Annotated in this window: 24 protein-coding genes and 3 pseudogenes; 17 read left to right on the forward strand and 10 right to left on the reverse strand. The window is 64.2% G+C overall.

Going from position 1 to position 23575, the window contains the following annotated elements:
- Positions 1 to 228 precede the first annotated feature (228 nt).
- Positions 229 to 723: a hypothetical protein gene (locus tag AC6CR5_RS00725; protein WP_498085763.1), complete on the reverse strand. Its 495-nt coding sequence runs from the start codon at positions 721 to 723 to the stop codon at positions 229 to 231.
- 42 nt (positions 724 to 765) lie between these two features.
- Positions 766 to 963 (reverse strand): annotated as a pseudogene (locus AC6CR5_RS00730) (helix-turn-helix domain-containing protein); the annotation flags it as partial.
- A gap of 144 nt (positions 964 to 1107) precedes the next feature.
- Here AC6CR5_RS00730 and AC6CR5_RS00735 point away from each other — a divergent pair.
- Positions 1108 to 1872: a BRO-N domain-containing protein gene (locus AC6CR5_RS00735; protein ID WP_498085192.1), complete on the forward strand. Its 765-nt coding sequence runs from the start codon at positions 1108 to 1110 to the stop codon at positions 1870 to 1872.
- Positions 1873 to 2369: 497 nt separating this feature from the next.
- On the opposite strand, the gene AC6CR5_RS00740 is transcribed toward AC6CR5_RS00735, so the two are convergent.
- Positions 2370 to 2546: a hypothetical protein gene (locus tag AC6CR5_RS00740; RefSeq protein WP_241074820.1), complete on the reverse strand. Its 177-nt coding sequence runs from the start codon at positions 2544 to 2546 to the stop codon at positions 2370 to 2372.
- A gap of 312 nt (positions 2547 to 2858) precedes the next feature.
- On the opposite strand from AC6CR5_RS00740, the gene AC6CR5_RS00745 reads away from it, so the two are divergent.
- Together AC6CR5_RS00745 and AC6CR5_RS00750 are read left to right on the forward strand one after the other, a co-directional pair.
- Positions 2859 to 3884 (forward strand): hypothetical protein, encoded by a 1026-nt coding sequence (locus AC6CR5_RS00745; protein ID WP_498085193.1) that lies wholly within the window; start codon positions 2859 to 2861, stop codon positions 3882 to 3884.
- Positions 3885 to 3894: 10 nt separating this feature from the next.
- Positions 3895 to 4452, forward strand: a complete 558-nt coding sequence (locus AC6CR5_RS00750) for a hypothetical protein (RefSeq protein ID WP_241083092.1) — start codon at positions 3895 to 3897, stop codon at positions 4450 to 4452.
- 179 nt (positions 4453 to 4631) lie between these two features.
- On the opposite strand, the gene AC6CR5_RS00755 is transcribed toward AC6CR5_RS00750, so the two are convergent.
- Entirely contained in the window at positions 4632 to 4964 is a 333-nt protein-coding gene (locus AC6CR5_RS00755; RefSeq protein WP_241083091.1) for a hypothetical protein, read from the reverse strand.
- Between the two features lie 81 nt (positions 4965 to 5045).
- Here AC6CR5_RS00755 and AC6CR5_RS00760 point away from each other — a divergent pair, with 81 nt between their 5' ends.
- Positions 5046 to 5234 (forward strand): hypothetical protein, encoded by a 189-nt coding sequence (locus tag AC6CR5_RS00760; RefSeq protein ID WP_498085194.1) that lies wholly within the window; start codon positions 5046 to 5048, stop codon positions 5232 to 5234.
- A 3-nt stretch (positions 5235 to 5237) separates the two neighbouring features.
- Here AC6CR5_RS00760 and AC6CR5_RS00765 read toward each other — a convergent pair.
- Together AC6CR5_RS00765 and AC6CR5_RS00770 are read right to left on the reverse strand one after the other, a co-directional pair.
- Positions 5238 to 5904 (reverse strand): annotated as a pseudogene (locus AC6CR5_RS00765) (SOS response-associated peptidase).
- A gap of 76 nt (positions 5905 to 5980) precedes the next feature.
- The gene (locus AC6CR5_RS00770) at positions 5981 to 7501 is read right to left on the reverse strand and encodes an AAA family ATPase (protein WP_175146746.1); all 1521 of its coding nucleotides are present in this window, start codon (positions 7499 to 7501) and stop codon (positions 5981 to 5983) included.
- A gap of 290 nt (positions 7502 to 7791) precedes the next feature.
- Here AC6CR5_RS00770 and AC6CR5_RS00775 point away from each other — a divergent pair, with 290 nt between their 5' ends.
- The 10 genes and pseudogenes from AC6CR5_RS00775 to AC6CR5_RS00820 all read left to right on the forward strand — a co-directional run.
- Entirely contained in the window at positions 7792 to 8022 is a 231-nt protein-coding gene (locus AC6CR5_RS00775; protein WP_150100165.1) for a hypothetical protein, read from the forward strand.
- Positions 8019 to 9383, forward strand: coding sequence for a pilus assembly protein TadG-related protein (locus tag AC6CR5_RS00780; RefSeq protein ID WP_498085195.1), 1365 nt, complete (start codon positions 8019 to 8021; stop codon positions 9381 to 9383). Before AC6CR5_RS00775 ends, AC6CR5_RS00780 begins: the two co-directional genes overlap by 4 nt.
- Before the next feature lie 32 nt (positions 9384 to 9415).
- Complete coding sequence (locus tag AC6CR5_RS00785) at positions 9416 to 9991, forward strand: pilus assembly protein (protein WP_235442408.1); 576 nt, start codon at positions 9416 to 9418, stop codon at positions 9989 to 9991.
- A complete protein-coding gene (locus AC6CR5_RS00790) occupies positions 9988 to 10740 on the forward strand; it encodes a hypothetical protein (protein ID WP_498085196.1) in 753 nt (250 codons plus the stop codon). The genes AC6CR5_RS00785 and AC6CR5_RS00790 overlap by 4 nt, the downstream gene beginning before the upstream one ends.
- Complete coding sequence (gene cpaB, locus AC6CR5_RS00795) at positions 10680 to 11579, forward strand: Flp pilus assembly protein CpaB (protein ID WP_498085197.1); 900 nt, start codon at positions 10680 to 10682, stop codon at positions 11577 to 11579. Before AC6CR5_RS00790 ends, cpaB begins: the two co-directional genes overlap by 61 nt.
- Positions 11576 to 12937, forward strand: coding sequence for a type II and III secretion system protein family protein (locus AC6CR5_RS00800; protein ID WP_498085198.1), 1362 nt, complete (start codon positions 11576 to 11578; stop codon positions 12935 to 12937). The genes cpaB and AC6CR5_RS00800 overlap by 4 nt, the downstream gene beginning before the upstream one ends.
- A gap of 4 nt (positions 12938 to 12941) precedes the next feature.
- Positions 12942 to 14600, forward strand: coding sequence for a TadA family conjugal transfer-associated ATPase (locus tag AC6CR5_RS00805; protein ID WP_047993411.1), 1659 nt, complete (start codon positions 12942 to 12944; stop codon positions 14598 to 14600).
- Positions 14597 to 15442 carry a type II secretion system F family protein gene (locus AC6CR5_RS00810; protein WP_054472398.1) on the forward strand — a complete coding sequence of 282 codons (846 nt, stop codon included), beginning with the start codon at positions 14597 to 14599 and terminating at the stop codon, positions 15440 to 15442. Before AC6CR5_RS00805 ends, AC6CR5_RS00810 begins: the two co-directional genes overlap by 4 nt.
- A 286-nt stretch (positions 15443 to 15728) precedes the next feature.
- Positions 15729 to 16424, forward strand: a complete 696-nt coding sequence (locus AC6CR5_RS00815) for a type II secretion system F family protein (protein ID WP_223821381.1) — start codon at positions 15729 to 15731, stop codon at positions 16422 to 16424.
- A gap of 65 nt (positions 16425 to 16489) precedes the next feature.
- Positions 16490 to 16654, forward strand: a pseudogene (locus tag AC6CR5_RS00820) (DUF192 domain-containing protein); the annotation flags it as partial.
- Between the two features lie 6 nt (positions 16655 to 16660).
- On the opposite strand, the gene AC6CR5_RS00825 reads toward AC6CR5_RS00820, so the two are convergent.
- A complete protein-coding gene (locus tag AC6CR5_RS00825; RefSeq protein ID WP_020926992.1) occupies positions 16661 to 17464 on the reverse strand; it encodes a BPSS1780 family membrane protein in 804 nt (267 codons plus the stop codon).
- A 64-nt stretch (positions 17465 to 17528) separates the two neighbouring features.
- Positions 17529 to 18497, reverse strand: a complete 969-nt coding sequence (locus tag AC6CR5_RS00830) for a homoserine kinase (protein ID WP_026383443.1) — start codon at positions 18495 to 18497, stop codon at positions 17529 to 17531.
- A 185-nt stretch (positions 18498 to 18682) separates the two neighbouring features.
- Between AC6CR5_RS00830 and dusA the strand changes: the two genes are divergently transcribed.
- On the forward strand, positions 18683 to 19702 hold the full coding sequence (gene dusA, locus AC6CR5_RS00835; protein WP_076472353.1) for a tRNA dihydrouridine(20/20a) synthase DusA: 1020 nt from the start codon (positions 18683 to 18685) through the stop codon (positions 19700 to 19702).
- Between the two features lie 121 nt (positions 19703 to 19823).
- On the opposite strand, the gene AC6CR5_RS00840 is transcribed toward dusA, so the two are convergent.
- Positions 19824 to 20282 (reverse strand): CBS domain-containing protein, encoded by a 459-nt coding sequence (locus AC6CR5_RS00840; RefSeq protein WP_006387928.1) that lies wholly within the window; start codon positions 20280 to 20282, stop codon positions 19824 to 19826.
- Positions 20283 to 20314: 32 nt separating this feature from the next.
- Positions 20315 to 21628 (reverse strand): YihY family inner membrane protein, encoded by a 1314-nt coding sequence (locus AC6CR5_RS00845; RefSeq protein ID WP_006387929.1) that lies wholly within the window; start codon positions 21626 to 21628, stop codon positions 20315 to 20317.
- A 17-nt stretch (positions 21629 to 21645) separates the two neighbouring features.
- Between AC6CR5_RS00845 and AC6CR5_RS00850 the strand changes: the two genes are divergently transcribed.
- A complete protein-coding gene (locus AC6CR5_RS00850; protein ID WP_020926996.1) occupies positions 21646 to 22017 on the forward strand; it encodes a DUF2069 domain-containing protein in 372 nt (123 codons plus the stop codon).
- Entirely contained in the window at positions 22014 to 23501 is a 1488-nt protein-coding gene (locus AC6CR5_RS00855) for a protein adenylyltransferase SelO (RefSeq protein ID WP_498085199.1), read from the forward strand. Before AC6CR5_RS00850 ends, AC6CR5_RS00855 begins: the two co-directional genes overlap by 4 nt.
- Positions 23502 to 23575: the final 74 nt, after the last annotated feature.

Consider the following 23575-nt stretch of genomic DNA (forward strand, 5'->3'; position numbering starts at 1 on the left):
TTCCAGCAGCTCGGCCGTCATCTGGTCGCGCTCGATCGCACGGGGCTCGACGACCAAGCCATCCATCACGTTTTCGTGGGCTGCCCACCACACCGCCGGGCAGACGTATCTGATTTTGGTAGCGCGGCACCGAGCAGGCCGCCGCGAAGGTGGCGCGCATAACAAAAGCCGGCAATTTGCCGGCTTTGCTTTTGGTGTCGATGGAGACTAGGTCTCGGCGAGGGGAGTTCAGTTCTCCTGATCTTTGCTGGCTTCTGGACTGGTCTGCGCGGCTTTCTTCTGCGCCACTTTTTTCTTCGAAATAGCCGGCCTTGCCTTTTCAGGCTTTTCGGTCTTCGGTGCTCCGCCGAGTCCCTCCTTAGGAGCGTTCACTCCAGGAATCTGTGGAGTTCTCGATCTCAGCCTGCCTTCGGCGGCTATATGAGCTACGGTTTGCAGCGGCTTGAGGAGGGCGTCTCGAGTGGTTTGTACAAGCTGAAAGCTGTTGTCTCTACCGCTCTGTTGTTCCGGGGGTTCGCGTTCGGCTGCCTCAGCCCGTTCGACAAGTTTCAAAAGGACTTGCTCCACCAAGCTGTCCAAAGAGGCTGCCGCCGCATTCTTCTCATCGAGCCGGCGTAACAACTCCATCTCAAGTGTCAGGCCGTTTTGCCGCGCGCTGTCCTCCATACGGGCAACGAGGTCTGCTGGAAGAGTCAGACTTACCGATTCGAATCCTTCAGGCATAGGAGGGAGTTGGTTGTCTCCCTGCACCGGCCCCTCGCCCGTAGCCAACCATTCGATCGTGACGTTGAGTGCTGCGGCGATCTTGGAGAGCGTCTCTGGGCGAGGCGTGGCCCTACCAGACTCATAGCGTGAGAACTGAGTCGGGGCGATTTCGCAGACTTTTGCTAGCTGGGTCTGCGTCCATCCCAGGGCTGCGCGAGCATGCTGGATGCGGCGGCCTATGTCGCTAGATGAGTACATAAAAGTACATGTTTGTGTTGACAGCGATAATTTTGTGAACGAATATGTACTGGTACTTGAGCGTTATGTACCACTATTGACGGAGGTTAACCGTATGGGCGAGGAGCGGCAAGCTATGCAGGTAAATGCTCAGGAGGCTGAGCGATGAGCAAGGTCATCCCATTCGACTTCGAGTCGCGCCAGATCCGTGTGCAGATGGAGGGCCATGAGCCGTGGTTCAATGCAGGGGACGTGTGCGACGTCCTGGGCTATGCCAACCCATGGGATGCGCTAGCCAAGCATGTTGAAGAGGATGACCTCGCAAAACGCGAGGTCATCGATGCACTTGGGCGGCGGCAGCAATCGAACCACATCAACGAATCTGGGCTGTACGCGCTAATCCTCAGTAGCGCCAAGCCCGAGGCCAAACGTTTCAAGAAATGGGTGACGTCCGAAGTCTTGCCTTCGATCCGGAAGACCGGAGGCTATCGCGCCGCTTCGCCCGTTCGGTTGGTCACCGAAGCCGCCCGAGCTTTCCCGCCGCTGTTTCGTGCGGCGCGGTTGTTGGGGTGCGACAAGAACGCTGCCGCGATCGCAGCCAACCAGGCGGTCATGTCCGCCACTCAGGTGAACCTGTTGCAACAGTTGGGGCACACCCATCTGGAAGCCGAAAACCAGGACGCGCTCTTTTTCACGCCGACGGAGTTGGGCCAGATGCTGGGCGGCCTGTCGGGCCGAAAGGTGAACCTGCTGCTGGCCGAGGCTGGGATGCAGGCCAAGCGCGGCGACGAATGGGAGGCGCTGCACGCCGGACGATCTTTCGCACGCATCTATGACACCGGCAAGAAGCATGGTTCCGGCGTGCCGATCCAGCAGGTGAAGTGGTCGTCGGCCGTGCTGCCGCTGCTGAGGAAAGAGGATGTCGCATGAGGCGCGGCCAGGCCGTGGTGAGCACACCGCACATCTACATCATCCAAGGTGGTGATGCTCATGAGAACAGTCTCGTTAGAGACCAAAAAGTCGCACAAAGAATTTGGCTCCGCCGACCAGTTAGGCATACTGGTCTGACAGGCCCAATAGGAAACGCCCCGCTGGCGGCAACCAGCGAGGCGTTAGGTCTGTGACAAGCCCTGTAGGAAGGAAGAATCACAAATGGAAGTTAGCACCGACTCAAAATTCGCTCAAGCGTCCCAGGCGCCGGAGGTTGCCTATCTACCTACCGCCGGCCTGCAGCCCGTGAAGAACTCGGCGCGGCGAGGACGGTTGCCCCGCGGGGTAGCTTCGATCCGTAAACCTGCTGCCGCGGCACCAGCAGAGCGGGTTGCGCAATCAATGACTGATCCTATTGAAGCCGTGCGGCAGATGTTGGCTTCGATGCAGGCATCGCTGAATTTCGCGGTGGCCGTGATCGCGGAGTACGAGAAAGCTCACCGGCGGGCAGGGTAGGGGCGGTCATCGGAGGCAGGCGCGCGAGTATCAACTTGGCGCTGGCGCGCCACCGCGGCAATGAATGTGGCGGTCAATGCCTCGATCATTGCCTTGTCCTCGTCCTGAAGGGTCGCCCAGCGCTCGGGCGTGATGGTGTCGAAGGGCCAGGGGTGCATGCGACTAAGACTACTCTTCGTGTCTCGCCCCTCCGTTTGGCGTCACTCAATCTAGGACCAAGCGGCCTTCTTTGTAGTGCGCAATTCGAGGTGACGTTTGCATCTAGACGGCGTGAGATCTAGTGTGCGACTCGCGCCAAGCCTAGTCCTGATTACGGCATTGTAGTATTCAACTGCTCTTGCGCTAGCGCTACTGCCAAAGGGGCTGACCGGGGACTTCTTAGGAAACGGGGGGGTTGCCGTCAGTGCTCGGCTCTATTCATCTTGGAGTGGTTTGTTGTATAAGGTTACAAACCACAAACTGAGTTGAATATGGCAAAGCACAATGTTGTTGTTACGTTCCATTCGATTGTTCGCTGCGGGCATTATGTGTGGGGAAAGGACAAATCTGCGTTGGGAGGGTTCGACACCACTTTCGAAGACCTCGAAAGATGGTCCGTAGGTAAGCCGATTTCCTTGACTAAGTTGGTGCCTCAGCTACCGGACTCGGATGTTCTTGCCGTGTATTTACTTGGTATCTCCCGCGGTACGGATAGCGTGATGGTAGCGACGTGGAATGAGGTGCCCGCAGGTGAAGGGGGCATCGCATCGGTGGCAGATGCCTCTGTGGTCGGCAATGAACCCACCGTCTTCGTCAATGGTGTGACGCCCAATAGTATTCCCGGGTATGCGACCTTCTTTTGGATTGTGCCTTCTCTGAACGTGCTGGCCACACTCAAGCTGGAGGGGACGTTGACGGGCCTGACGGCAATGCGGGGCTACGTTGAGATGTTCCTAGAAATGATGAGCCGGTTTGCAGTGTTGGGGGCGAGCGGAGAGGTGGTGGGCTATCGTGACCCGGGGAAGCCGACTTCAAAGGCTTTGGCCCTGCGCCCCAGATTTCGTACTAGCGAATTTGTGAAAAAGGGCCCAATAGATCACATTAAAAAAAACTGCGCCAGTATCGGACGGGTGATTCGTACAGGACGCCTGATGGTCAACAGCCAAATGGATCAAGCAGCGTATCAGGGGGTGCTGAAATTCCTGAGAGGCGCAAGCTCTTCTCGCAAAGTGACCACTGAAAAGAAGTTAAAGGTGGAACTGGAGATCACTCCTTCTGTCCAGGAACTTGACAGCATGATCAAGGAGGAACTTTCCGTTGCGCACGTGGCGGGATGGGAGGATCTTGGATTCGTCCTAAAAGGAGAAGCCGGTAAGGTCTATTGGGTTAGCAAAGCCAAAGCTAGGGAGACTTTTGAGATGAACCTCGATATCTCGCCGGCTGGGGTCATTTCGTTGAGCAGCATGCAGCGCGAGATTGAAGCCCGCAGACACCACTTACTGAGCATATTGAGTTGAGAGATTTCAAATGCGCGTATGGAGACGTATAGTCTTTGCGTTCTTTCTCGTAGCGGCTGTGGTGCTCTGCTTCCTTGCCGCCTACTTGGGGGATAGAATCGCGTTTTCCATTCAATGGCCGCTATTTGAGGCGTTGCGGAACACGTCTGCCATAATTTTTGCGGTCGTTGGGGCCTGGCTTGCAATTATCTACCCTGAGCAGCTCAAGCTAACTTTTCGACGAAAAAAGCAGGCCAGTGATTCTTCGTCGGGAACGCCGGATATGCGGCTGATCTTAACGCCCGCTGTTAGTTCAGCGGTTATCTTAATAGTGATACTCGCGGTTGGTGTCCTTGCTCCTTTGGCTAAGCAGGTTCCCTTCGCAATTGAATACACAGCGTTGTTGAGGCGCGGCACTTTTCTCGTGCTGATGGTGCTAACTCTTTGGCAGATCGCCATTGTCGTTCTAGCGATTCTGCCCGTGGACTTTCTTCTGACCGACGAGGCGGAAAGGCGGGCGGTGAGAGCGGTTCACGACCAGTATGATGGACTGGCGCAAAAGACGGATAGCAATGGGAAAGGTTCATAAGCCGTAAAGGCTGGGCCGTTACATTGTGCGGTGAATGACACAAGTCCATTGGTCGTTGATCGCCATCACCGACGAAAACGCCCCAACCCGTGAGGGAATTGGGGCGAATGCTCTGCGGCGGCCGGCATGGGCGTCGCGAGCGTGATAAATCTATCACGACGCTTGGGCTCGTGGTGACGTCAGGGTCGCTCGGTGATCCATTGCATCCACCACCCCTGGTAGTAGCGCACGCCGGCAATCTCCTCGAACCCCACCACCATCATGCCTCGGTCTGAGGCGAAGGTAAGGAGTTGGGGTTCCAGGAGATCGGGGATGGCGCTGGGCACAGTGGCGCCGAACTTTGCCAGCGCGTCCATGGTCATGCGCGGAACGTGCCGATTCAGGCCCTTGTGAAGCATGGAGTACATCCGGACCGTGCCCACGACGGGTTGGCCTGGATCGTTGTCGCGGCGGCGTTCGCCGAGGTGGTGTGTGCGTAGCACGCTGCACTGAAATTGCACGGTCTTGCTCAAAAATACTGTATGTTTGTACAGTATAATTTGGTCTGAGATTGGCGCAATTAGGCCCCGATTTCGGCCGTGAGGGGACGGAACATGGCGGACGTGACGGACTGGCAGCAGCGGGACGAATACTACTGGGCAGGGCCTGGCGGTTGGACCATCTGCCGGGTGTTCGCGCAGAACCGGTGGCAGTACGAGGTCTGGGCGGCAAACAGCACGCGCCACGGTATGGAGCCGTCCCTGGCTGCCGCGATCACGCTCTACGACAAGGTGAAAGGCTGACGCCTATTTCTCCATGGGCGTGGCCACGAGGCGGTCCACAGGAAAGGGCACCAGGAAGTCTCGTGTCGCATCCGCTGGTGCGGTGAGCCAGTCGCCGTAGGCGCCCTCGGGCAAGATGACGACCATCCGCTTCTCCTTGCCGGCCTAGTGGTAGTCGCGGAACAGTGGATCCTGGTCGGCGTTGATGGTGAGCATGGTGTAGCTCTCCTGCAGCTGGCCGGCGGCGTCGCGCCAGCGGTCCCACAGGCCGGCGATGCCCAGCGGCGCGCCGTCGGCCCGGGTGAAGCGGGTCGCCAACGCGGCGCCCGACCGCCAGTCAGGTTCGAAGATGGCGTCGGCCGGGATGATGCAGTGCTGGGCCCGGCGCCAGGCGTTGCCGAAGGTGAATGACTTCGCTGCGGTCTCGCTGCGGGCGTTGATGGTCGACAGCTTGCCGGCCTTGTCCAGGCCGTCGGCCTTCGTCATCGCGCTGATCAGCCTCCCAGCGCCCCACAACCGCCTCGCGGTCCGGCACTGCCCCATCTCCGGCCTCATGCTCGACCGGCCGCCGGATGAAAACGCCCGGGTAGCGTGGCCACATGTCGTACTTGCCGCTGGCCGGCTTGTTGGGCGCGCCGAACTTCTTGAGCAGCAGCTCGGCGTCTTTCAGGCTCTGGTAGTGGCTGCACATCGCACCCTCCCACATCACACCCTTCCATTGGATGAGCCAGTATATGGTTAGTCTGTTATGCGCCGTACGGACTGCGTCAGCTCAGCATCGAGGCAACTAGCTCAATCATATCGTCAGTGCGGGTATTGAAATAATGCTTCGCGAGCGTGCTGTACAAACGTTGTCGAATCATGGGTTTGCCAAGCGCAGGATAGCGGGCGGCCAGCGTATCGACGACAACCCTGACCGCCACCTTGGCCTGTCTGCGGATCTTGCCTTCTTCGGGATTTAACTGAGGGCCTAGCTCTTGCCGGCGGAATGTGAGTTGAGGGTCGTTAAAGGCAATGCGTAAGGCCCGTTCCGCGTTTGCCTGGTCGTTCACCAGGTAGTCTATGAGTCCGACTTCGGGTGTGGTCGGCAGATACTTGACTTGATTTCCCAACTGCGCGAGTGCTTCTAAGCGGGGATAGTTTTGCCTGGTTTGCCAGTCAGGGACGACCTCTGTTTGGACATCTTGATCTAACAGGGCATATGCTTGAGTCGCTTGCGGCAGTATTTCGCCTTGTCGAGCCACAAAGCGTAGGACAGAATCGTATGTCCCCAGAGGAACAATCCTAAAACTAGGGCGAGGAATGGGACGATCCGGCGGATAGATGAGTGCGAGGCAGTGATCGACCAACACGCTCGTGAACGCTTCGGCGGCCTCGTCTTCAACGTAGATGATCTTATCTGGCACCCTCTCCTCAGTATGGGCAAGGCTTCCCAGGATGTACGTGGGAAAGCACCCCTTGTAACCCCTGATGATCTCATCCCCCCGGGCTTCAAGGAATATCAGGTTGCTGCGCGGGGCGCTCTTTATTAGGCTGACCGAATGAGTTGAGAAAATGATAGTCAGATTTCTCGCTTCAGCAACTTCTTGAAGATAATCATGTAGCTCAATTTGGGCTCGCGGGTGTAGTGCAATTTCAAGTTCGTCAATCAGCACCAGCGAGTTGGCCGGCCATGTCATCAGGTTCTTGATCAGCTTTATTACGCACAGCTCCCCAAGACTAAAATTACGTTCGGTGTAGTATTGCGTGCGCTCGCCGGGAGGCGTTGTTTTTTGAAGTAAATAGACTGGTGTTTGTACCCCGCGCGTCACGTTTATTGTGCGCAGTTCCGTAAACTTACTTGTGCCGAAAATTCGGTTGGCGGCGGCAATAATCTCTGGTGGAGCCGCTTGAACATTATTGGGACGAACCTCTTCAGGCCTAGGTGTTATCCGCTCGGCGGTCGCGCCTACATAGTTCACGCCGGAAAACCCGATTGCGTCGAGTACATCGCCACCCGATTTGGGCCGGGGGACCCACCTGGTACCACCATATGTGTAGGTCACCTGGCGACCGTCGCATGCGTATGTGACGGCGGCTCCGTCGAAGTTATCGATACGGGGGGAGATTGACGATGGACGGAAATGCAGCGGAAATGCATTTGGCTTGCCGATGCGGAGTAAGCACGCTAGGAGGGAAGTCTTCCCCGATCCATTGGCACCCGTTAACAAATGAACGCCCGGACCGGGAATCGAGAACTCCAGTTGTCTTATGTGCTTTAGATTCTTGATGACAATCGTGGCTGCCATTTGCGCATCCTGTTGTAGCTAGATGCAGCAATATATGTCAAAAATCAGTGCGATGGTACCTTACACGATCACGGTGCTAGCTTGGTACAGGCTTCTTATCAATGCCCTAGCGCTCGTGAAACGAGTACCTACGTAACATAGGGCGTCCGCTTCGGTACCTATGTGTCTAAAACTAATCTCAAAGGCCCTATAAATCAGGGCATTAGAGAAGAAGGTTGGTCGTCATGTTTTAGACAAGTCGATGGTAATTTCCTTTCAATTTCAAAGGCATATCTCCGGTTCGATGTAGTCTGACGGAATACATCGTGATCGTGGCGCTGGTGGCGATTGCCGCCATCGCGGTCTATCAGCATTTTGGTCAGGTCGTGCGGGCGCAGACCGCGGCCATGGCGCGCGAACTCGCGGGCGAAGACGGCAGCGTGCAAACCCGTGCGGCGGCCGCGGCGGTCAAAAAGGCGGCGGGCCAGGTCTCAACGCGCACGCTCAAGTCCTTCACCGGCAATGCCGTGGGCGACAAATGAATGCTCGGTCAAAAGGCCGCCTGAAGTCCGAGGCACAGCGCGGCCAGGCTTTGGTACTGGGTCTGTTGCTGCTTGCCGTGGCCGTTGCGTCGCTGGCAATGCTGCGTGGCGTGGGACGCGTGGTCGAGGCGCGGATGCGCCTGACGCACGCGGCGGACGCGGCCGCGTATAGCGGCGCGCTCGCGCAAGCCCGCCGATTGAATCTGCTGGCCTACGCAAACCGCACGCTGGTCGCCCACCAGGTCGCGATGGCACACCTGGTGACCCTGGAGGCATCGATGGCCTTCACGCGCACGCTTGCCGGGCAGCGCCGTCGCAACAACCCGCCGGTGCGGCTGCTCGCCACGCTGTTCGGTCGCGACGTGGCGGCGGCCTATCGCGTGGCGCGCGCCGAGCCTGGCACCGCCGCGGGGTTGGCGCAAGCCTATGCCGAACACGATCGTGTCGTGCACCAGGTGCTTGCGGTCGGCATGGCCTCGGCCGTGGCCGATCTTCCGGCCACGCGCGCTCGCCTCATGCGGCTGGTGCTGCAAGACAACCATCCCACGGCGCCCGTGCCATCCATTCGCATGCTCAGCGATGGCTGGCCGGGCTACCTCGAGCGGCGCGATGCCATGGGCCACGCTGGCTTGCGTTCCGCTGTCGAGCAGGCTGTGCAGCGCTATGACTTTGCCGGGCGCCGCGAGGGTACGCGCCGCAACGCCGTGCCGGCTGTCGCGCATTGTCCACAAGGACACCACACCTTGCGCCGCCGGGGCGCGACCTGGTTGGGAGCGGACGGACGCTGGGGCGCGGTGGATACGCAGTCGTTCCATTCGCTGCGGTTCAACCGTTGGGCGGGATGCTATCTGCGTGAGTACGCGATGGGCTGGGGCGCGGTGCTGGGCGACGGTTCCAGGGCTCCGTCCGACCTGGAGCACGTCGAGAATCCCCCGGCGGATTTCATTGCACAGGACTTCTGGCGTTGGGTACGGCAGTCCACCACATGGGACCTGCATGACGGCACGGGCACGCCGCTGGCCAATTCCTACGCGGTGGCGCAGGGCCAGCGCTGGCCTGGCCAGGGTTTGCCGGATTACTACGAGCTGGCCCACTGCTGCCAGACGGCGCCGCTGCGGTTTGCGGTGGCGGTCAAGCTGGACCGCAACACGGCGCCAAAGACGGCGATCATGGGCGGTCTGTTCCTGCCTGGCGCCGATGCGGCATTGACGGTCACGAGCGCCGCCGAGACGTTCTTCGCGCGGCCACAGGCTCGTGCTGATGGGTACACCGAGCTGGCCACGTTGTTTCGTCCGTATTGGCAGGCGCGGTTGTCACCGGTGACAACCGCGGAAGCGCTGCTGGCCAGGGCTACGCCATGATGAGCGCTCGTCACCGGCAGCAAGGCCAGGCCATGGCTGAAGCGCTGCTTGTCCTGCCCGGGCTGGCCCTGGTTCTCCTGGCAATCGGCTGGTTGGGGCGGCTGCAGTTTTCCGCGCAAATGCTGCTCCAGGCCAGTCGCATGACCGCGATGGCGAGTGCGGCAGGCGCGCCGAATCCCGGTCAATCCGGATTCCGGGTGCAGCTGGAACATGTTCCATTGCATTCCGGTGCGGATGGCTTCAACCACACCCTGCCGCAAGCGGAGTGGCTGGGCGGAGAGGTGCGGCTGGTTTCTGCGACGGCCCGCGGCGCTGTGACCGGTGCAGGTCCCTGGAGCGTCATGACACTGCAGCGCCGCACAAGCGTTGCCTTGGGGGCCGGGCATGCGTCCAATGACGCGGACGCGGGCCGTCGCATCGCGGCGGCGACGACGACATGGAGACAGTTTGCTGATCGCTCACAGGCTGTCGCGCGCGCGGCCGGGCCGGTGGCCGCCGCTACCGATGCACCATGGCGCCGGGCGCCGCTTGCGCTGGACTGGCTGTCCGCATGGGCGGACGTGGTGCCGGCCGACAGGCTGCTGCCCGTCGCGAGGGCCGGCCAATGATCACGCATGCCCACTTCGTCGTTTGGCGCGGCGTCCGCCGTGGGCGCGCGCGTACGGTCGTCATGGCGGGGTTGGCGGCCCTTGCTGCATTGGCCCTGGCGCTGGGGACGGCGGCCCTGGCGACGACGCCGGCCAACGCGTTGCCGTCGGCATCAGGGCCTGTGTCCTTGGCGGACCTGCGTTTTCCTCCTGGCTCGCGGGTCGAATCCGTGGCCGAGCGCATGTGGTTGCACGGCATGCCGGTACAGGTGTGGGTATTTGACGCCCCGGTCGACGTTGCGACGCTGATCCAGGCCCTGTCGCGGCAACAGCCGGCGCTGGAAGATCTCCGGATCATGCCCGGGTTCGCCATCCTGTCGGGCCGCGTTGGCGAGGCCTATTGGGTGCTGCGGCTCACCAGTCCCACCGCGGGTCGCAGCGTTGGCAGCATGTCGTCGCTGTCGGCCTTTGCCACGTCGGCATCCCCGCCGCCCGCATGGCTGCCATCCGGGGCGCGGCTCCGGCTGGATTTCGCCGTTGCCCAAGCGGATCGCGTGTTGTCCGAATCCATCTGGCAGTACCAGCTGTCGCCGTCGCGCCTGGCGCCGTTGCTGCGGCGTGGCCTGGCGCGCGACGGCTGGCGCGATATCGAAGCGGGGCCGGGAGACGGCGGCTGGCAGTCATGGCAGCGCCGACAGGAACGGCTGCAATGGCTATTGGTGCCGCTCGAATCGGGAAGTGGCATCTGGATCCGGAGATCGACACCATGATGCGCTTGCTCGGATGGGGGTTGCGCGCCTTGCGCAAGATGGCGGTTCCCTTGTTGGCCCTCGCCGCCGGGTTGGTGGCGGTCTGGGCGGTTCGCGAACACGTGCGGCAGCGGGTCGATATCTTGGCGGGCGAGCACCGCGAGGCCATGGTCAGTCGATTGGTGGCGGCGCGCGATTTGCCGGCCGGCACCGAGCTGACGCCAGCGCATCTGGCGATACGCGACATCCCGGCGCAGTGGGCCCCGGCCGCCAGCATCGAGCCACGCGATGGCGACAGCGTCCTGGGGGCCCGCTTGGGGGTGGCGCTGGCCCAGGGAGATCCGGTGCTGAGCGGGTGCCTGGCTCGCGCCGACAGCGCTTCGCCGCCGGCACTGGCGGCACGGCTCGATCCCGGCCAGCGGGCCTTGCAGGTTCCGGTCTCCGATCTGGGAACCGTGGCGGATCTGTTGCGGGCGGGGGACCTCGTCGACATCTATGTCTCGTTCCCGCATCGGGGCCGCGAGGTGACCGCGCCGCTATTGCAGGGCGTGCGCGTCCTGGCCGTGCCCGATGCCAGCGGCGGCACCGGTCCGGCGCAGGTCACGCTGGCCGCCACGCCGAACCAGGCAATGCGATATCTCGCAGCGCGGCGGGCCGGTACGCTGACCGGCTTGGTGCGCAATCGCGCCGATACGGCCAGGATTCCGGAGGACCCGCCCCGCGACCTGGCGTCGTTGATCGGACTGGCTCCCGAATCGTCCCGCGAACCGGTCGTGGTCATTCTGTATGGCGACCGGCCAGGTCTGTCGGCAAGCGCGCCTGGCACGGTCTTGGCGGATTTTGAGTCGGAGCATCCATGAACATCAGATCCTTTGCGGTCCTGGCCACGTTATGCCTTGGGTTGGCCGCCAGATCGGCCTGGCCGGCAGGCCAGACACTCGAAATGCAGGTGGGGGAAAGCCGCGTGCTGGCGGAGTCCGGAGTGACACGCGTGGCCATCGGCGACAGCCAGGTGCTCAGTGCCATCGCCACCGACAGCCGCGAGGTCGTGGTCTTTGCGCGCACCGAGGGCGTGTCGTCGATACAGGTCTGGGCCGATGGCGGCGTGCAGGCCTACGACGTGCATGTCGCGGCGGCCGGTGTCACGCGCCTGCGCGCCGAGGTCGATGCCTTGCTGGCACGCATCCCGGGGGCCCGCAGCTCCCTGATCGGTGGCCGTGTCGTCGTCGAGGGGGATGACCTTTCCGATGACGACCACGCCCGTATCGCGGCGCTGGCGGAACACTACCCCGAGGTCATGGACTTCACCGGCAGGGTGGGGTGGGACAGCATGGTGCAGCTGGACGTGCAGGTGGTGGAAATGCCGCGCTCCAGATTGCGCGAGATCGGCGTGCGTTGGGACGGCCTGACGCAAGGCGGTGTCAACGCCGGATTGGCGTGGGATGCCGGTTCCCTGGGCCGGATGGCGCGACCGGGTGAGGCGGTGATCGACACGCCCGCGCCGGTGTCGTCGGTCGCGGGCTATTTCGGCGTGAATGCGCTGTTGTCGGCACGTATCGCCGCGTTGGCGCAAAGCGGCGAGGCCGTCATGCTGGCACAGCCGCAACTGCTGGCGCGCAGCGGCGCCAGCGCGACGTTCCTGGCGGGAGGCGAAGTGCCTTACGTCTCCACCGATTCGCGCGGCAATCCCACCACCTTGTTCAAGCCCTATGGCGTGTCCCTGCGGATCACTCCCCGCATCGATCGCAATGGCGTCATCCGTTCGCTGATCGAGGTCGAAGCCAGCTCGGTGGACATGGCGTTGACCGGCGCGAGCGGACCGGCGCTGCGGACCCGCCGCGCCTCGACCGAGTTCAATGTCCGCTCCGGCGACACATTGGTCATCGGCGGATTCCTGTCTCGCGAACGCGCCGACGACAGCAGCGGCCTGCCCGGCTTGAAAGACATTCCGATCCTTGGCGCCCTGTTTGCCTCGCGACGCTATCAGTTGCGCGAGACCGAGCTGGCCATTTTCGTTACGCCCCGGATCGTATCGCGCAACGAGCCAGCCATGACGGATCGCGTACGGCGTGGACGCGACGTGATCCGCGCTGCCTTTCCCGAACCGTCACGATTGGGCACGGAGGTTCCCGTGATGGCGGGGTGGAATATCCATGGGGGGGAGGGCTCGCAATGGGCCGGCACCGCCCGCGAACCGGCCCCGGCCAATCAGGAGTAGCACCATGCTTGAAATCGACATGACCTTTGACGACGGTGCCACGCGCAAGATCAGGGCCGCGGCTCCGGCGCTGATCGGCCGCGGCGCCCATTGCGGCGTGCGCATCGCCAACTGGCGAGTGGGCCGGCAGCACGCGCGGCTGCGGCAAGAGGCCTCGGCCGTTGTGCTCGAGGACCTTGGCGCCCTGGGCGGTGTATTCGTCAATGGCTTGCGCGTGGCGCACCATGCGCCGGTACTGCCGCAGGATGAAATCCTGATCGGGCCGTGCCGCCTGCGGGTGCAATTCGTGAAGGCGGACGCGCGCGGCCACGCGCTCGCCCGGATTCATCCGCCTGCACCCTTGCCGTCGATGCCGGCCCGGATCCCGGATTCGACACGATCCTCCTTGCCGTCGCTCGACCTGCGTCGCCGGCTGCATGCCGCCTTGCTGGGAGCGCTGGACCTGCGCCGTCGCGATGTGTCGGGCATGAGCGACGCCACGCTGCGCGCCGAAGCCGCGCGCCTGCTGGCACAGATCGTGGCCGATGAGGATGTGTCGGCGCCAGGGGTGGACCGGGCAGCCTTGTGCCGCGAGGTGCTGGACGAGGCGGTCGGGCTGGGGCCGCTGGAGCCTCTGCTGGCGGCGCCGGACATCACCGAGATCATGGTCAACCGGCACGATGAGATCTACGTCGAGCGCGAGGGCCGGCTCTGGCGTCACGCGGCCGCGTTTACCGGCGAGCAGTCCGTGCGCCGTGTCATCGAGCGCATCGTGACGCCGCTGGGGCGTCGCATAGACGAAAGCTCGCCGCTGGTGGATGCCCGGCTGCCCGACGGGGCGCGGGTGCATGCCGTCATCCCTCCGGTCGCGCTCAAGGGTGCCAGCCTGACCATTCGCAAGTTTCCGCGCAGCCGGCCGGACATGCCGGCGCTGCTTGCCGCGGGAGCGCTCAGCGATGCCATGGCGCGGTTCCTGGCCCGTTGCGTGCGGCTGCGCAAGAACCTGCTGGTCTCGGGAGGCACGGGTTCTGGCAAGACCACGCTGTTGAACGTCCTGTCCAACGAGATCCCCGAGGGTGAGCGCGTCGTCACCATCGAGGACGCCGCCGAGCTGCGTTTGAATCACGCGCATCTGGTGGCCCTGGAAGCCCGTCCTCCCAATCAGGAGGGCCGGGGGCGCGTCGATATCCGCGAATTGGTTCGCAATGCCCTGCGGATGCGGCCGGACCGGATCGTGGTGGGTGAGTGCCGCGGGGCAGAGGCGTTCGACATGCTGACCGCCATGAACAGCGGACACGAAGGTTCCCTGACCACATTGCACGCCAATTCGTCGCGCGACGCGCTGGCGCGCCTGGAATCGATGATCCTGATGGCGGGACTGGATCTGCCATTGACGGCGGTGCGTGAGCAGATCGCGGCGAGCATCGACATCATCGTGCAACTGGCACGCCAGCCCGACGGACGCCGGGTGGTGCTTTCGATCGCGGAAGTCACCGGCATGGAGAGCGGCCGGATTCAGCTGCAGGATCTATTCCGGCACGAGCGCGCCGGCGGATTCAGCGGCTGCGGCACGATACCCAGTTTTGCGCCGGAATGGCAGCAGGCGGGGGCGGGCTTGGATATGGCCTGGTTTGCGGCCGGACAGGCCGGCACGGCCTCGGATGGCCTGGCGGCCTCGCCATGATGTGGCTGGCGGCGGCGGGAGCGATGATCTGCGTCACGACATTGGCGTGGTGGGCGGCGCGCCGGCTGGCGCCAGCCTTGCGGCGCTACCGCGAGCGCTACACGCGGGATGCGGACCTGCGGTTCACGGAACTGTTCCTGTTCGTCGAACCCGCCCGGCTCTGGGCCTGCGCGGTGACGTTGGCGCTGCTGGCGGCAATGTCGGCCTTCGCGCTCACGGCGAGCGGCATGGCCGCCGTTGGAACGGGCGTGGCGGCATTGCGGGCGCCGGCCATGCTGGCGGGCCTGTTGCGACGTCGGCGGGTGCGGCGCTTCGAACAGCAATTGCCCATGGCCTTGCTGATGCTGGCGTCGGCCCTGCGGGCGGGTGTCGCCTTGATGCCCGCTTTGCGGCAAGTGGTGGCGCAGGGCGAGGCGCCGCTGGCACAGGAGTTTGGCTTGATGCTGCGGGAACAGCGGCTGGGCGTGCCGTGGGACGAGGCCCTGGCGCGCCTGAACACGAGAATGACGGCCGAATCCACAACCCTCATGGTGGCGGCCATGCGCACCGCCGCGCAGACCGGTGGCAACCTGGCCGAAGCGCTCGACAGCATCGCGCAGACATTGTCTGCCAGGCTGCAGTTGCAGGCCAGGCTGCGGACCTTGACCGCGCAGGGGCGCATGCAGGCCTGGATCGTGGGCGCGTTGCCGGTGCTGCTGCTGATCGTGCTGGATCGGCTCGAGCCGGACATCATGATGCCGCTCTGGCACACGCCTGCCGGGTGGACGGTGCTGGCCGTGCTGGGCGGACTCGAGACCGCGGGGGTGCTGCTGATCCGGCGCATCGTCCGGATCGATATTTGAAGCGGGAGGCGCCATGTGGCTGTATTTTGGAATGATCACGGCGGGGCTGGGAGCGGGCTGGGGGACATGGCGTGTCCTGCGTCCTGCCATGCGGGGCGGCCCCCGCCCGAATCCCGACCTCGCTCCCATTCCCGGCGCCGTGCCGTGGTGGTGGCGTCTGGCCTGGCCCTGGCTCACGGGTGTCGCGCCGGCGTTGGACCGGTTCTGCCCGAGGCGCTGGCGCGCTTGGCTGAGCGGGGCGCTGATGCGGGCGGGATTGCCGCCGCAAGTCAGGGAGGGGCATGTCTTGGCCCTGAGCGTCGCCGCATCGATCGGCGGTGTCGGGTTATTGGGGGTGGCTTACCTGTTGCGGCAGCCGGTGGCGGGCATGGTGGCTGATATAGGGGTGCAGCCGCAGGGGATACAGACGCCATGGACGCCGATGCAGCTCGCGGCGAGCGGACCGGCCTGGGCGATTGCGGGCGGGGCCGTCGCTTTCACGGCGGCGCTGCTGCCGTTCGCATGGCTGCGGGCGCAGGGCGTGGCACGGCGCCGTGGGATCGAACGCGGCCTGCCGTTCATGCTCGACATGATGACCCTGTGCGTCGAGGCGGGGCTCGGCGCACATGCAGCGTTGCAGGCGGCCGCCGCGAATGGTCCATCCGGACCGTTGCGTGACGCGTTGGCCGGCGCGCTGGCGCAGGTCCGTGCCGGAGTCCCCCGGGGGGCGGCCATCCAGGCCATGGCGGATCGTTGCGGCAGCCCGCTGGTTCATCGTTGGGCCACGGCCCTGGCGCACGCGGACGCGCTGGGGATCAGCCTGGGGCCTTTGCTGCGGGCGCAGGCAGCCCATTGCCGCAGCGAGCGTCACATGCGAGCCGAGCGGCTCGCGATGCAGGCTCCGGTCAAGATGCTTTTGCCGTTGATCGGCTGCATTTTTCCCTGCACGTTCCTGGTGCTGGCGTTTCCCATCGCGGTCCAGCTGTCCAGGGGGCTGGGATGAACGACCGGCGACGCTTGCCGCAGGCACGGCTCAGGCTGCTGCGGGTCAATGGTTGGATGGGACGGATGCGGGGGTTGCTGTGCCGTCGAGCGCCAGGGTCGAGATCGGGGATTCTGCTGCGCCCTTGCCGGGCGGTGCACACCTTCGGCATGCGGCACGCCATTGACGTGGCGTTCGTATCGCGTGGCGGGCGCGTGGTGAAGGTGTGCAGGGCGTTGCCGCCCCGCCGGATCGCGTCATGCCTGGGCGCCGTGGCCGTTGTCGAGATTCGGGCTGGGACTATTGATGCCGAACACGGAGGTGTACGACGGATAGAAGCTGCAATAGAACACGCCTGCCGCGGCGATCGTGAATGGGATCTGCAGGGTGCTGGCCAGTTGCGGCGAAAGCCCGATGGCGATCAGCAGCCCCGAGCACAGGTCCAGGAACAGCGCGATCAGGACCCACGTGGCCGCGTAGACCAGGAAGGCCCATTTGTTACGCCAGCAAGCGATGCCCGAGAAAAACAGCGCCTGGGTCAGTCGCAGGCCGTGCCAGGCCACCAGGACCGGCGCATACCAGAACAGCGCCGCGATCACGATATAGACGATCGTGAAAATGATGAGCGGCGCGCGCATTGCCATCAGGATGGGTTCCATGCTGTTCTCGATGGAGGCGATGCGCATGCCTTCGGCGAACGCCGACGAGAACGGCAGGAACGTGGCAAGTCCGGCCGTCAGGCTCACGGCGGCATACAGCAGGCCCATCAGGAACAATTTGCGGAGCACCCCGGGCTGCTTCAAGGGCTTGGCCCACATCGAAGGCAGCATGACGCGGTCCGCCTCGACGTGCTTGCAGGCAGCCAGGCTCATCAGGGTGACCGACGGCATCAGCGCAATGAACAGGATCGGGCCGACGATCTGCGCGGCGAAGGCGAAAATCACCAGAAGGCTGTTGACCAGCGCCCAGGTGTACATGGCCAGGGGTTGCTTGCGGAACAGACGGAAGCCGTCTCGAACCCATTGCCAGCCGGAAGACGCGGGTAGGAATGCTGCTTGCATGGCTCTCTTGGGGGTGATCTCTCAATAAGGGACGTGCTACCCCCAATTATGGGGGGCGTAACGATTACGGCAATACCGGCAGGCCGGGGCGGTGGCGCGCCTGCAACACTCTTTCGAAATGTCGGGGGTCGTGTGGCTTGAGCGTCTGGGCCGGGCGCGGCAGGAAAAAGTCGTACAGGCGCGACAGCCAGAAGCGCAGGGCGGCGGCGCGCAGCATCAGCGGCCAGGCTTCACGTTCCGCGTCGGTGAATGGCCGCACGCGGGCGTAGGCGTCCAGCCAGGATTCGACCAGCTCGGGGATGAATTCACCGGTATCGCGTTCGATGCACCAGTCGTTGACGCTGACGGCAACGTCGAACAGCCAGGTGTCGCAACCCGCGAAATAGAAATCGATGATGCCGCCCATGAGCGGGTTTTCGAAGGTGCCGGCGAACAGCACGTTGTCGCGGAACAGGTCGCAATGGGCGGGGCCGGCGGGCAACGTCCGCCAGGACGGGGCGGCCGCGGCGGCCTGCTGGGCGGCCAGTTCCGATTGCAGCAACTGCGCCTGGCCGGGATCCAGGAAGGGCAGGACCTTGGGCGCCGTCTCGATCCACCAGGAAAGACCGCGCAGGTTGGGTTGCTGGATCGGGAAGTCGCGCGCCGCCACATGGGCGCGGGCCAGCGTGGCGCCGGCCAGGGCGCAATGGGCCGCGCCCGGTGCAGGCTCGTAGCCGCCGGGCAGGCGCGAGACAATGGCGCAAGGCTTGCCGTGCAGTGTGGTCAGGCGGGTGCCGTCGCGCAGGGTCTGCGGCTGTGGCACCGGAATGCCGCGGCTGGCCAGGTGGTACATCAGCTCGATGTAGAACGGCAATTGCGCGTGCGTCAGCACTTCGAACAGCGTCAGCACGTACTCGCCACGGCTGGTGTGCAGGAAGTAATTGGTGTTTTCGATGCCCGCCGTGATCCCTCGTAGCGAGACGAACTCGCCCAGGTCGAAATGCGCCAGCAGGGCGCGCGCGTCGTCGTCGGATACGGGGGTGAAAACGGCCATTGATGTCAGGAAAATAGGGGTTAACGAACGCGGGTGACGGACGCCTGGACATGCGTGCACGCGGCGGCGGCGCAATTTTAGACCACATGGCCGGCAGGGTCTGGCGGCCCGCCCGCGGGACCCGCCCGGCAGAATCGCGCCAAGCACCGTAAAATACCGCATCCCCTTGTTTTGCTGAGTGATTCTTGGACTCCCCCGACTGGCGACTGTGCGTCGCCCCGATGATCGACGTGACCGACCGGCATTGCCGCTATTTCCACCGGCTGCTGGCGCCGCGCGCGCGTCTGTATACAGAAATGATCACCACCGGCGCGCTGCTGTATGGCAACGTGGCGCGCCATCTCGATTTCGACGAAGCCGAGCACCCTGTCGCGTTGCAGCTGGGTGGCAGCGAACCGGACGCGCTGGCGCAGTCGGCCAGGCTGGGACAGCAATGGGGTTACGACGAAATCAACCTGAACTGCGGCTGCCCGTCGGAACGGGTGCAGAAGGGCGCATTCGGGGCCTGCCTGATGGCGGAGCCGGACCTGGTGGCCGATTGCATCAAGGCGATGCAGGACGCGGTCGACATCCCGGTGACGGTCAAGCATCGCCTGGGGCTGGACTATGACGAGTCGTACGCCTTCGTGCGTGACTTCGTCGGCAAGATCTACGACACCGGCTGCCGGGTGTTCATCGCCCACGCGCGCAATGCGGTCCTCAAGGGCCTGTCGCCCAAGGACAACCGCGAGATCCCGCCGCTGCGCTATGAGGTGGTCAGCCAGCTCAAGCGGGATTTCCCGGACTGCGTGTTCGTGCTGAATGGCGGATTGGCCGATGCCGCGCAATCGGTGCGCGCGGCGGCCGACTTCGATGGCGTCATGCTGGGCCGCGCGGCCTGGCACACGCCGCGGGTGCTGTCGGAAGTGTCGCTGCAATTGTGGCCGTCGGTGCGCCTGCCCGGCGATGCCCAGGTGGTCGATGCGATGATGGAATACGCCGCGCGCCAGGTGGCGCAGGGCGTGCCGCTGCGGGTGATGACCCGGCCGATGCTGGGACTGGTGAACGGCCAGTCGGGCGCGCGGCGCTGGCGCCGCATGTTGTCGGATCCGGCGCTGCTGGCCGCCAATGACCCCGCGCTGATCTATGACGCCTGGCGCAGCCAGCGGCATGTGCCGCCCGAACGCGACGGCGCTTCGTTGACGGCCGCTCCCGCGAGCGCCTGAGCATCCATCGGAACGGCCTGAACGCAAAAACGCCCGGACGGCCGCGAGGCCGCCCGGGCGTTTTTACGGATATCCCCTGCAGGCCGGCGGACCAGGCCGCCGCCAGGCAACCGCCAATGGCTCAGGATTGGGTCGATTCCGCGCTTTCCGCGGGCCAGTCGCGGATATAGGCCTTGAGCATGTTGTTTTCGAACTGCTGTGCGGCCACGATGGCCTGGGCCATGTCGTAGAACGAAATCACGCCCATCAGCGTCGGGCCGTCCATGACGGGGATGTAGCGCGCATGCTTTTCGAGCATCAGGCGCTGCACTTCGTCGGCGCTGGTATTGGGCGATACGCTGACCGGCGCGTCGTCCATGATGGAACGGATGGTGGTTTCGCCCGCGCCGCCGTGCGCATGCATGTGGCGGATGATCTCGCGGAACGTCAGCATGCCTACCAGCGTGCCGAATTCCATGATGACGAGCGAGCCGATATCCTGTTCGCTCATGGTTTGCACGGCCTGGGACACGGGCATGTCCGGCGATGCGGTGTAAAGCGTGTCTCCCTTGACGCGCAGAATTTCGCTGACCTTCAACATCGGTTTCTCCTGGGCGCATGACGCCCTGATTGCTATTTCTTGTTCGCTTCCAGCTGCAATACCGGGGCGACGTCATTTCCGGTATTTTGCGCTTCTCTGCAGAGTTCTTCCAGCACGGGCGCATTTTCCCGGGAAATCACCGCCGCGGCGACCCGCAGGATTTCGGCGTCGTTGCGCACCCGGGGTTGACCGCGATCCAGCAGGAAACGGTCGACCACCGGCGCCAGCGACGTCTCGCGGGCATCGCAGGTCAGCACCCAGAGATGGTCTGGGCTGCGGGTGGCCAGGCCCATGTCGCCGAGCGTTTCAAGGACGTCGTTCAGCTCGTCCTGGTGCAGTTTCAGGCGGGAGGCGAGCACATTGGCGGGCAGGCCGGGCGGGGTGAGGGACTGCGCCCGGCGCAGCGCGCGCAGGACATCGAGCGCGTCGACGAACGGGGCGCCGGGGTAGCGGTTGAACTCCCAGCGGCCCAGGCGGATGAGCGGCGCGCTGGCTGCCAGGGTGGCGCCCAGCAGCACCGCCAGCCAGGACAGGTAGATCCACAAAAGGAAGATCGGCAGCGTGGCGAAGGCGCCGTAGATGACGGTATAGGTGGGGAAGCGCGTCAGATAGTAGGCGAACGCCGATTTCATGACCTCCAGCGCGACCGCGGTGACGCAGCCGCCGATGAGCGCGTCGCGCCACAGCACCTGCCGGTTCGGCACCACCACGAACAGGGCGGCAAAGCCCAGGCCGGTCAATACCAGCGGAATGAACGAGATGGCGACGCTGACCACTTCGGGCACGTCGCGCACCAACCCCAGCGATTCGCGGGCCACGAACGACGTGGCCCACAGGCTGGCGCCGGCCACCACCGGGCCCAGGGTGATGACCGCCCAGTAGACCAGGGCGCGCTGCGGCAGCGGGCGCTGCCGCGTGACATGCCAGATGTCGTTGAAGGCCTTGTCGATGGTCATGATCAGCAGCAGCGACGTGACCAGCAGGAAGCCGCCGCCGATCGCGGTCAGGCGCGAGGCCTGGCGGGCGAACTGGTTCAGGTAGTCCATGATGTTGTCCGAGACGGACGGTGGCATCAGGCTATTGGTCAGGAAGTCCTCGAGCGCGACCCGGAATTCCTGGAATACGGGGAACGCGGTGAACAGCGACAGCACCACGGCCAGCATCGGCACGATTGCCAGCACCGTGGTGAAGGTGAGGCTGGACGCGACCTGCAGCAGCTTTTCCTCGTCGGCGCGCTGCGCGGTGAAGACAAAAGCGCGTCCGACCCGCGCGGCCCACGATGCGCGCGGGGGCAGGGGCTGGGTGGCCGCCGGCGCGGCGGCGGCAGGCTCGGCGGGGCGGTTCATCAGGCGATAATAGCAGCATGAACCCTGAACTCAACCCTCGCTTGCGCCTGGCGGCCTCGGTGTCGCTGTTCGCCCTGATCGTGCTGTGCGTCACCTGGGAGACGCTGGTGGCGCCGCTGCGCCCGGGGGGCTCCTGGATGCTGCTCAAGGCCTTACCGCTGGTGCTGCCGCTGCGCGGCATCGTGCGCGGCAATCTCTACACCTACCAGTGGGCCGCGATGTTGTCGCTGCTGTACCTGATGGAGGGGGCGGTGCGCGCCATGTCGGACCCGGCGCCGCTGTCGGTGCTGATGGCGTGGGGCGAGATCGCGCTGTCGACGATTTTCTTCTTCAGCGCCATTTTCTATGTGCGGCCGGCCAAGCGGGCCGCCAGGAGGCAACGCGCGTGAATGTCCATTCCCTGTCCGACCTGCGGGCCGTCAACTCGTTTGCCGCATTGCCCGCCGCGTTCTACACCCGCCTGGCGCCTCAGCCGCTGAACCAGCCGCGCCTGCTGCATGCCAATGCGGATGCGGCGGCATTGATCGGGCTGGACCCGTCGGCGCTGCGGACGCCGGAATTCCTGCGGGTGTTTTCAGGCGCCGAGCCGTTGCCCGGCGGCGATACGCTGGCCGCGGTCTACAGCGGCCATCAGTTCGGCGTCTGGGCGGGGCAATTGGGCGACGGCCGCGCCCATTTGCTGGGCGAAATTCAGGGACCGGGAGGCGCCTGGGAGCTGCAGCTCAAGGGGTCGGGCCTGACGCCTTATTCACGCATGGGCGACGGCCGCGCCGTGCTGCGCTCGTCGGTGCGCGAATACCTGGCGAGCGAGGCCATGCACGGCCTGGGCATACCGACTACCCGCGCACTGGCGCTGGTCGCCTCGGACGATCCGGTGTGGCGCGAAACCGTGGAAACCGCCGCCATCGTGACGCGCATGTCGCCCAGCTTCGTGCGCTTCGGTTCATTCGAACACTGGTCCTCGCGCCGCCAGCCGGACATGCTCAGGACACTGGCCGACTACGTGATCGACCGCTATTACCCCGAATGCCGGGCCACGCCGGCCGGTGAACCCCAGGACGAGGCCGCGCCCTATGTGCGGCTGCTGCGCGAAGTCACCCGGCGCACCGCGCTGCTGATGGCGGATTGGCAGGCCGTGGGGTTCTGCCACGGGGTCATGAACACCGACAACATGTCGATCCTGGGCCTGACCCTCGACTATGGTCCCTACGGCTTCATGGACGGATTCCGGTTGGGCCATGTCTGCAACCATTCCGATTCGGAAGGCCGTTATTCCTGGAATCGACAGCCTTCCGTGGCCCTGTGGAATCTCTACCGGCTGGGCGGCAGCCTGCACACGCTGGCCCCGGACGTCGACGGCTTGCGCGCGGTGCTGGACGAATTCGAAGGCGTGTTCACGCGCGCTTTCCATGACCGCATGGGCGCCAAGATGGGCCTGGCGGCGTGGCGGCCGGCGGATGAACCGTTGTTGGATGACCTGCTAAAGCTGATGGACGCCAACCAGGCCGACTTCACCCTGACCTGGCGCCGCCTGGCCGATGCGGTGTCGGGCGATCGGGCCCCGTTCCAGGACCTGTTCATAGACCGCGCCGCCGCATCGGCCTGGCTCGACCGCCTGCTGGCGCGCCACGCCCAGGACGGGCGTGCGGCGGCCGAGGTGGCCGAGGCCATGAATCGGGTCAATCCCTTATATGTATTGCGTAACCATCTGGCGGAAGAGGCGATCCGCGCCGCCAAGGCCGGCGACGCCAGCGAGATCGACACCCTGATGACGTTGTTGCGGGCGCCGTTCACGGCCAGAGTTGGCTACGAAAAGTATGCCGGCCTGCCGCCGGACTGGGCCAACGGCATCGAAGTCAGCTGTTCGTCTTGATGTTCGTTTTGCGCGTTTGGTGACGACAAAATCGTCTTTTGAGCGCGGAAGATGCGGAAAATTGGCGCAATGAG

It is taken from the genome of Achromobacter sp. EG18, assembly GCF_059759395.1.

Bases quoted from the DNA above. Each gene is read 5' to 3' on its own strand.
- AC6CR5_RS00725 (WP_498085763.1), bottom strand. From the start codon at position 723: ATGCCTGAAGGATTCGAATCGGTAAGTCTGACTCTTCCAGCAGACCTC.
- AC6CR5_RS00735 (WP_498085192.1), top strand. From the start codon at position 1,108: ATGAGCAAGGTCATCCCATTCGACTTCGAGTCGCGCCAGATCCGTGTG.
- AC6CR5_RS00740 (WP_241074820.1), bottom strand. From the start codon at position 2,546: ATGCACCCCTGGCCCTTCGACACCATCACGCCCGAGCGCTGGGCGACC.
- AC6CR5_RS00745 (WP_498085193.1), top strand. From the start codon at position 2,859: ATGGCAAAGCACAATGTTGTTGTTACGTTCCATTCGATTGTTCGCTGC.
- AC6CR5_RS00750 (WP_241083092.1), top strand. From the start codon at position 3,895: ATGCGCGTATGGAGACGTATAGTCTTTGCGTTCTTTCTCGTAGCGGCT.
- AC6CR5_RS00760 (WP_498085194.1), top strand. From the start codon at position 5,046: ATGGCGGACGTGACGGACTGGCAGCAGCGGGACGAATACTACTGGGCA.
- AC6CR5_RS00770 (WP_175146746.1), bottom strand. From the start codon at position 7,501: ATGGCAGCCACGATTGTCATCAAGAATCTAAAGCACATAAGACAACTG.
- AC6CR5_RS00780 (WP_498085195.1), top strand. From the start codon at position 8,019: ATGAATGCTCGGTCAAAAGGCCGCCTGAAGTCCGAGGCACAGCGCGGC.
- AC6CR5_RS00785 (WP_235442408.1), top strand. From the start codon at position 9,416: ATGGCTGAAGCGCTGCTTGTCCTGCCCGGGCTGGCCCTGGTTCTCCTG.
- AC6CR5_RS00790 (WP_498085196.1), top strand. From the start codon at position 9,988: ATGATCACGCATGCCCACTTCGTCGTTTGGCGCGGCGTCCGCCGTGGG.
- cpaB (WP_498085197.1), top strand. From the start codon at position 10,680: ATGGCTATTGGTGCCGCTCGAATCGGGAAGTGGCATCTGGATCCGGAG.
- AC6CR5_RS00800 (WP_498085198.1), top strand. From the start codon at position 11,576: ATGAACATCAGATCCTTTGCGGTCCTGGCCACGTTATGCCTTGGGTTG.
- AC6CR5_RS00805 (WP_047993411.1), top strand. From the start codon at position 12,942: ATGCTTGAAATCGACATGACCTTTGACGACGGTGCCACGCGCAAGATC.
- AC6CR5_RS00810 (WP_054472398.1), top strand. From the start codon at position 14,597: ATGATGTGGCTGGCGGCGGCGGGAGCGATGATCTGCGTCACGACATTG.
- AC6CR5_RS00825 (WP_020926992.1), bottom strand. From the start codon at position 17,464: ATGCAAGCAGCATTCCTACCCGCGTCTTCCGGCTGGCAATGGGTTCGA.
- AC6CR5_RS00830 (WP_026383443.1), bottom strand. From the start codon at position 18,497: ATGGCCGTTTTCACCCCCGTATCCGACGACGACGCGCGCGCCCTGCTG.
- AC6CR5_RS00840 (WP_006387928.1), bottom strand. From the start codon at position 20,282: ATGTTGAAGGTCAGCGAAATTCTGCGCGTCAAGGGAGACACGCTTTAC.
- AC6CR5_RS00845 (WP_006387929.1), bottom strand. From the start codon at position 21,628: ATGAACCGCCCCGCCGAGCCTGCCGCCGCCGCGCCGGCGGCCACCCAG.
- AC6CR5_RS00850 (WP_020926996.1), top strand. From the start codon at position 21,646: ATGAACCCTGAACTCAACCCTCGCTTGCGCCTGGCGGCCTCGGTGTCG.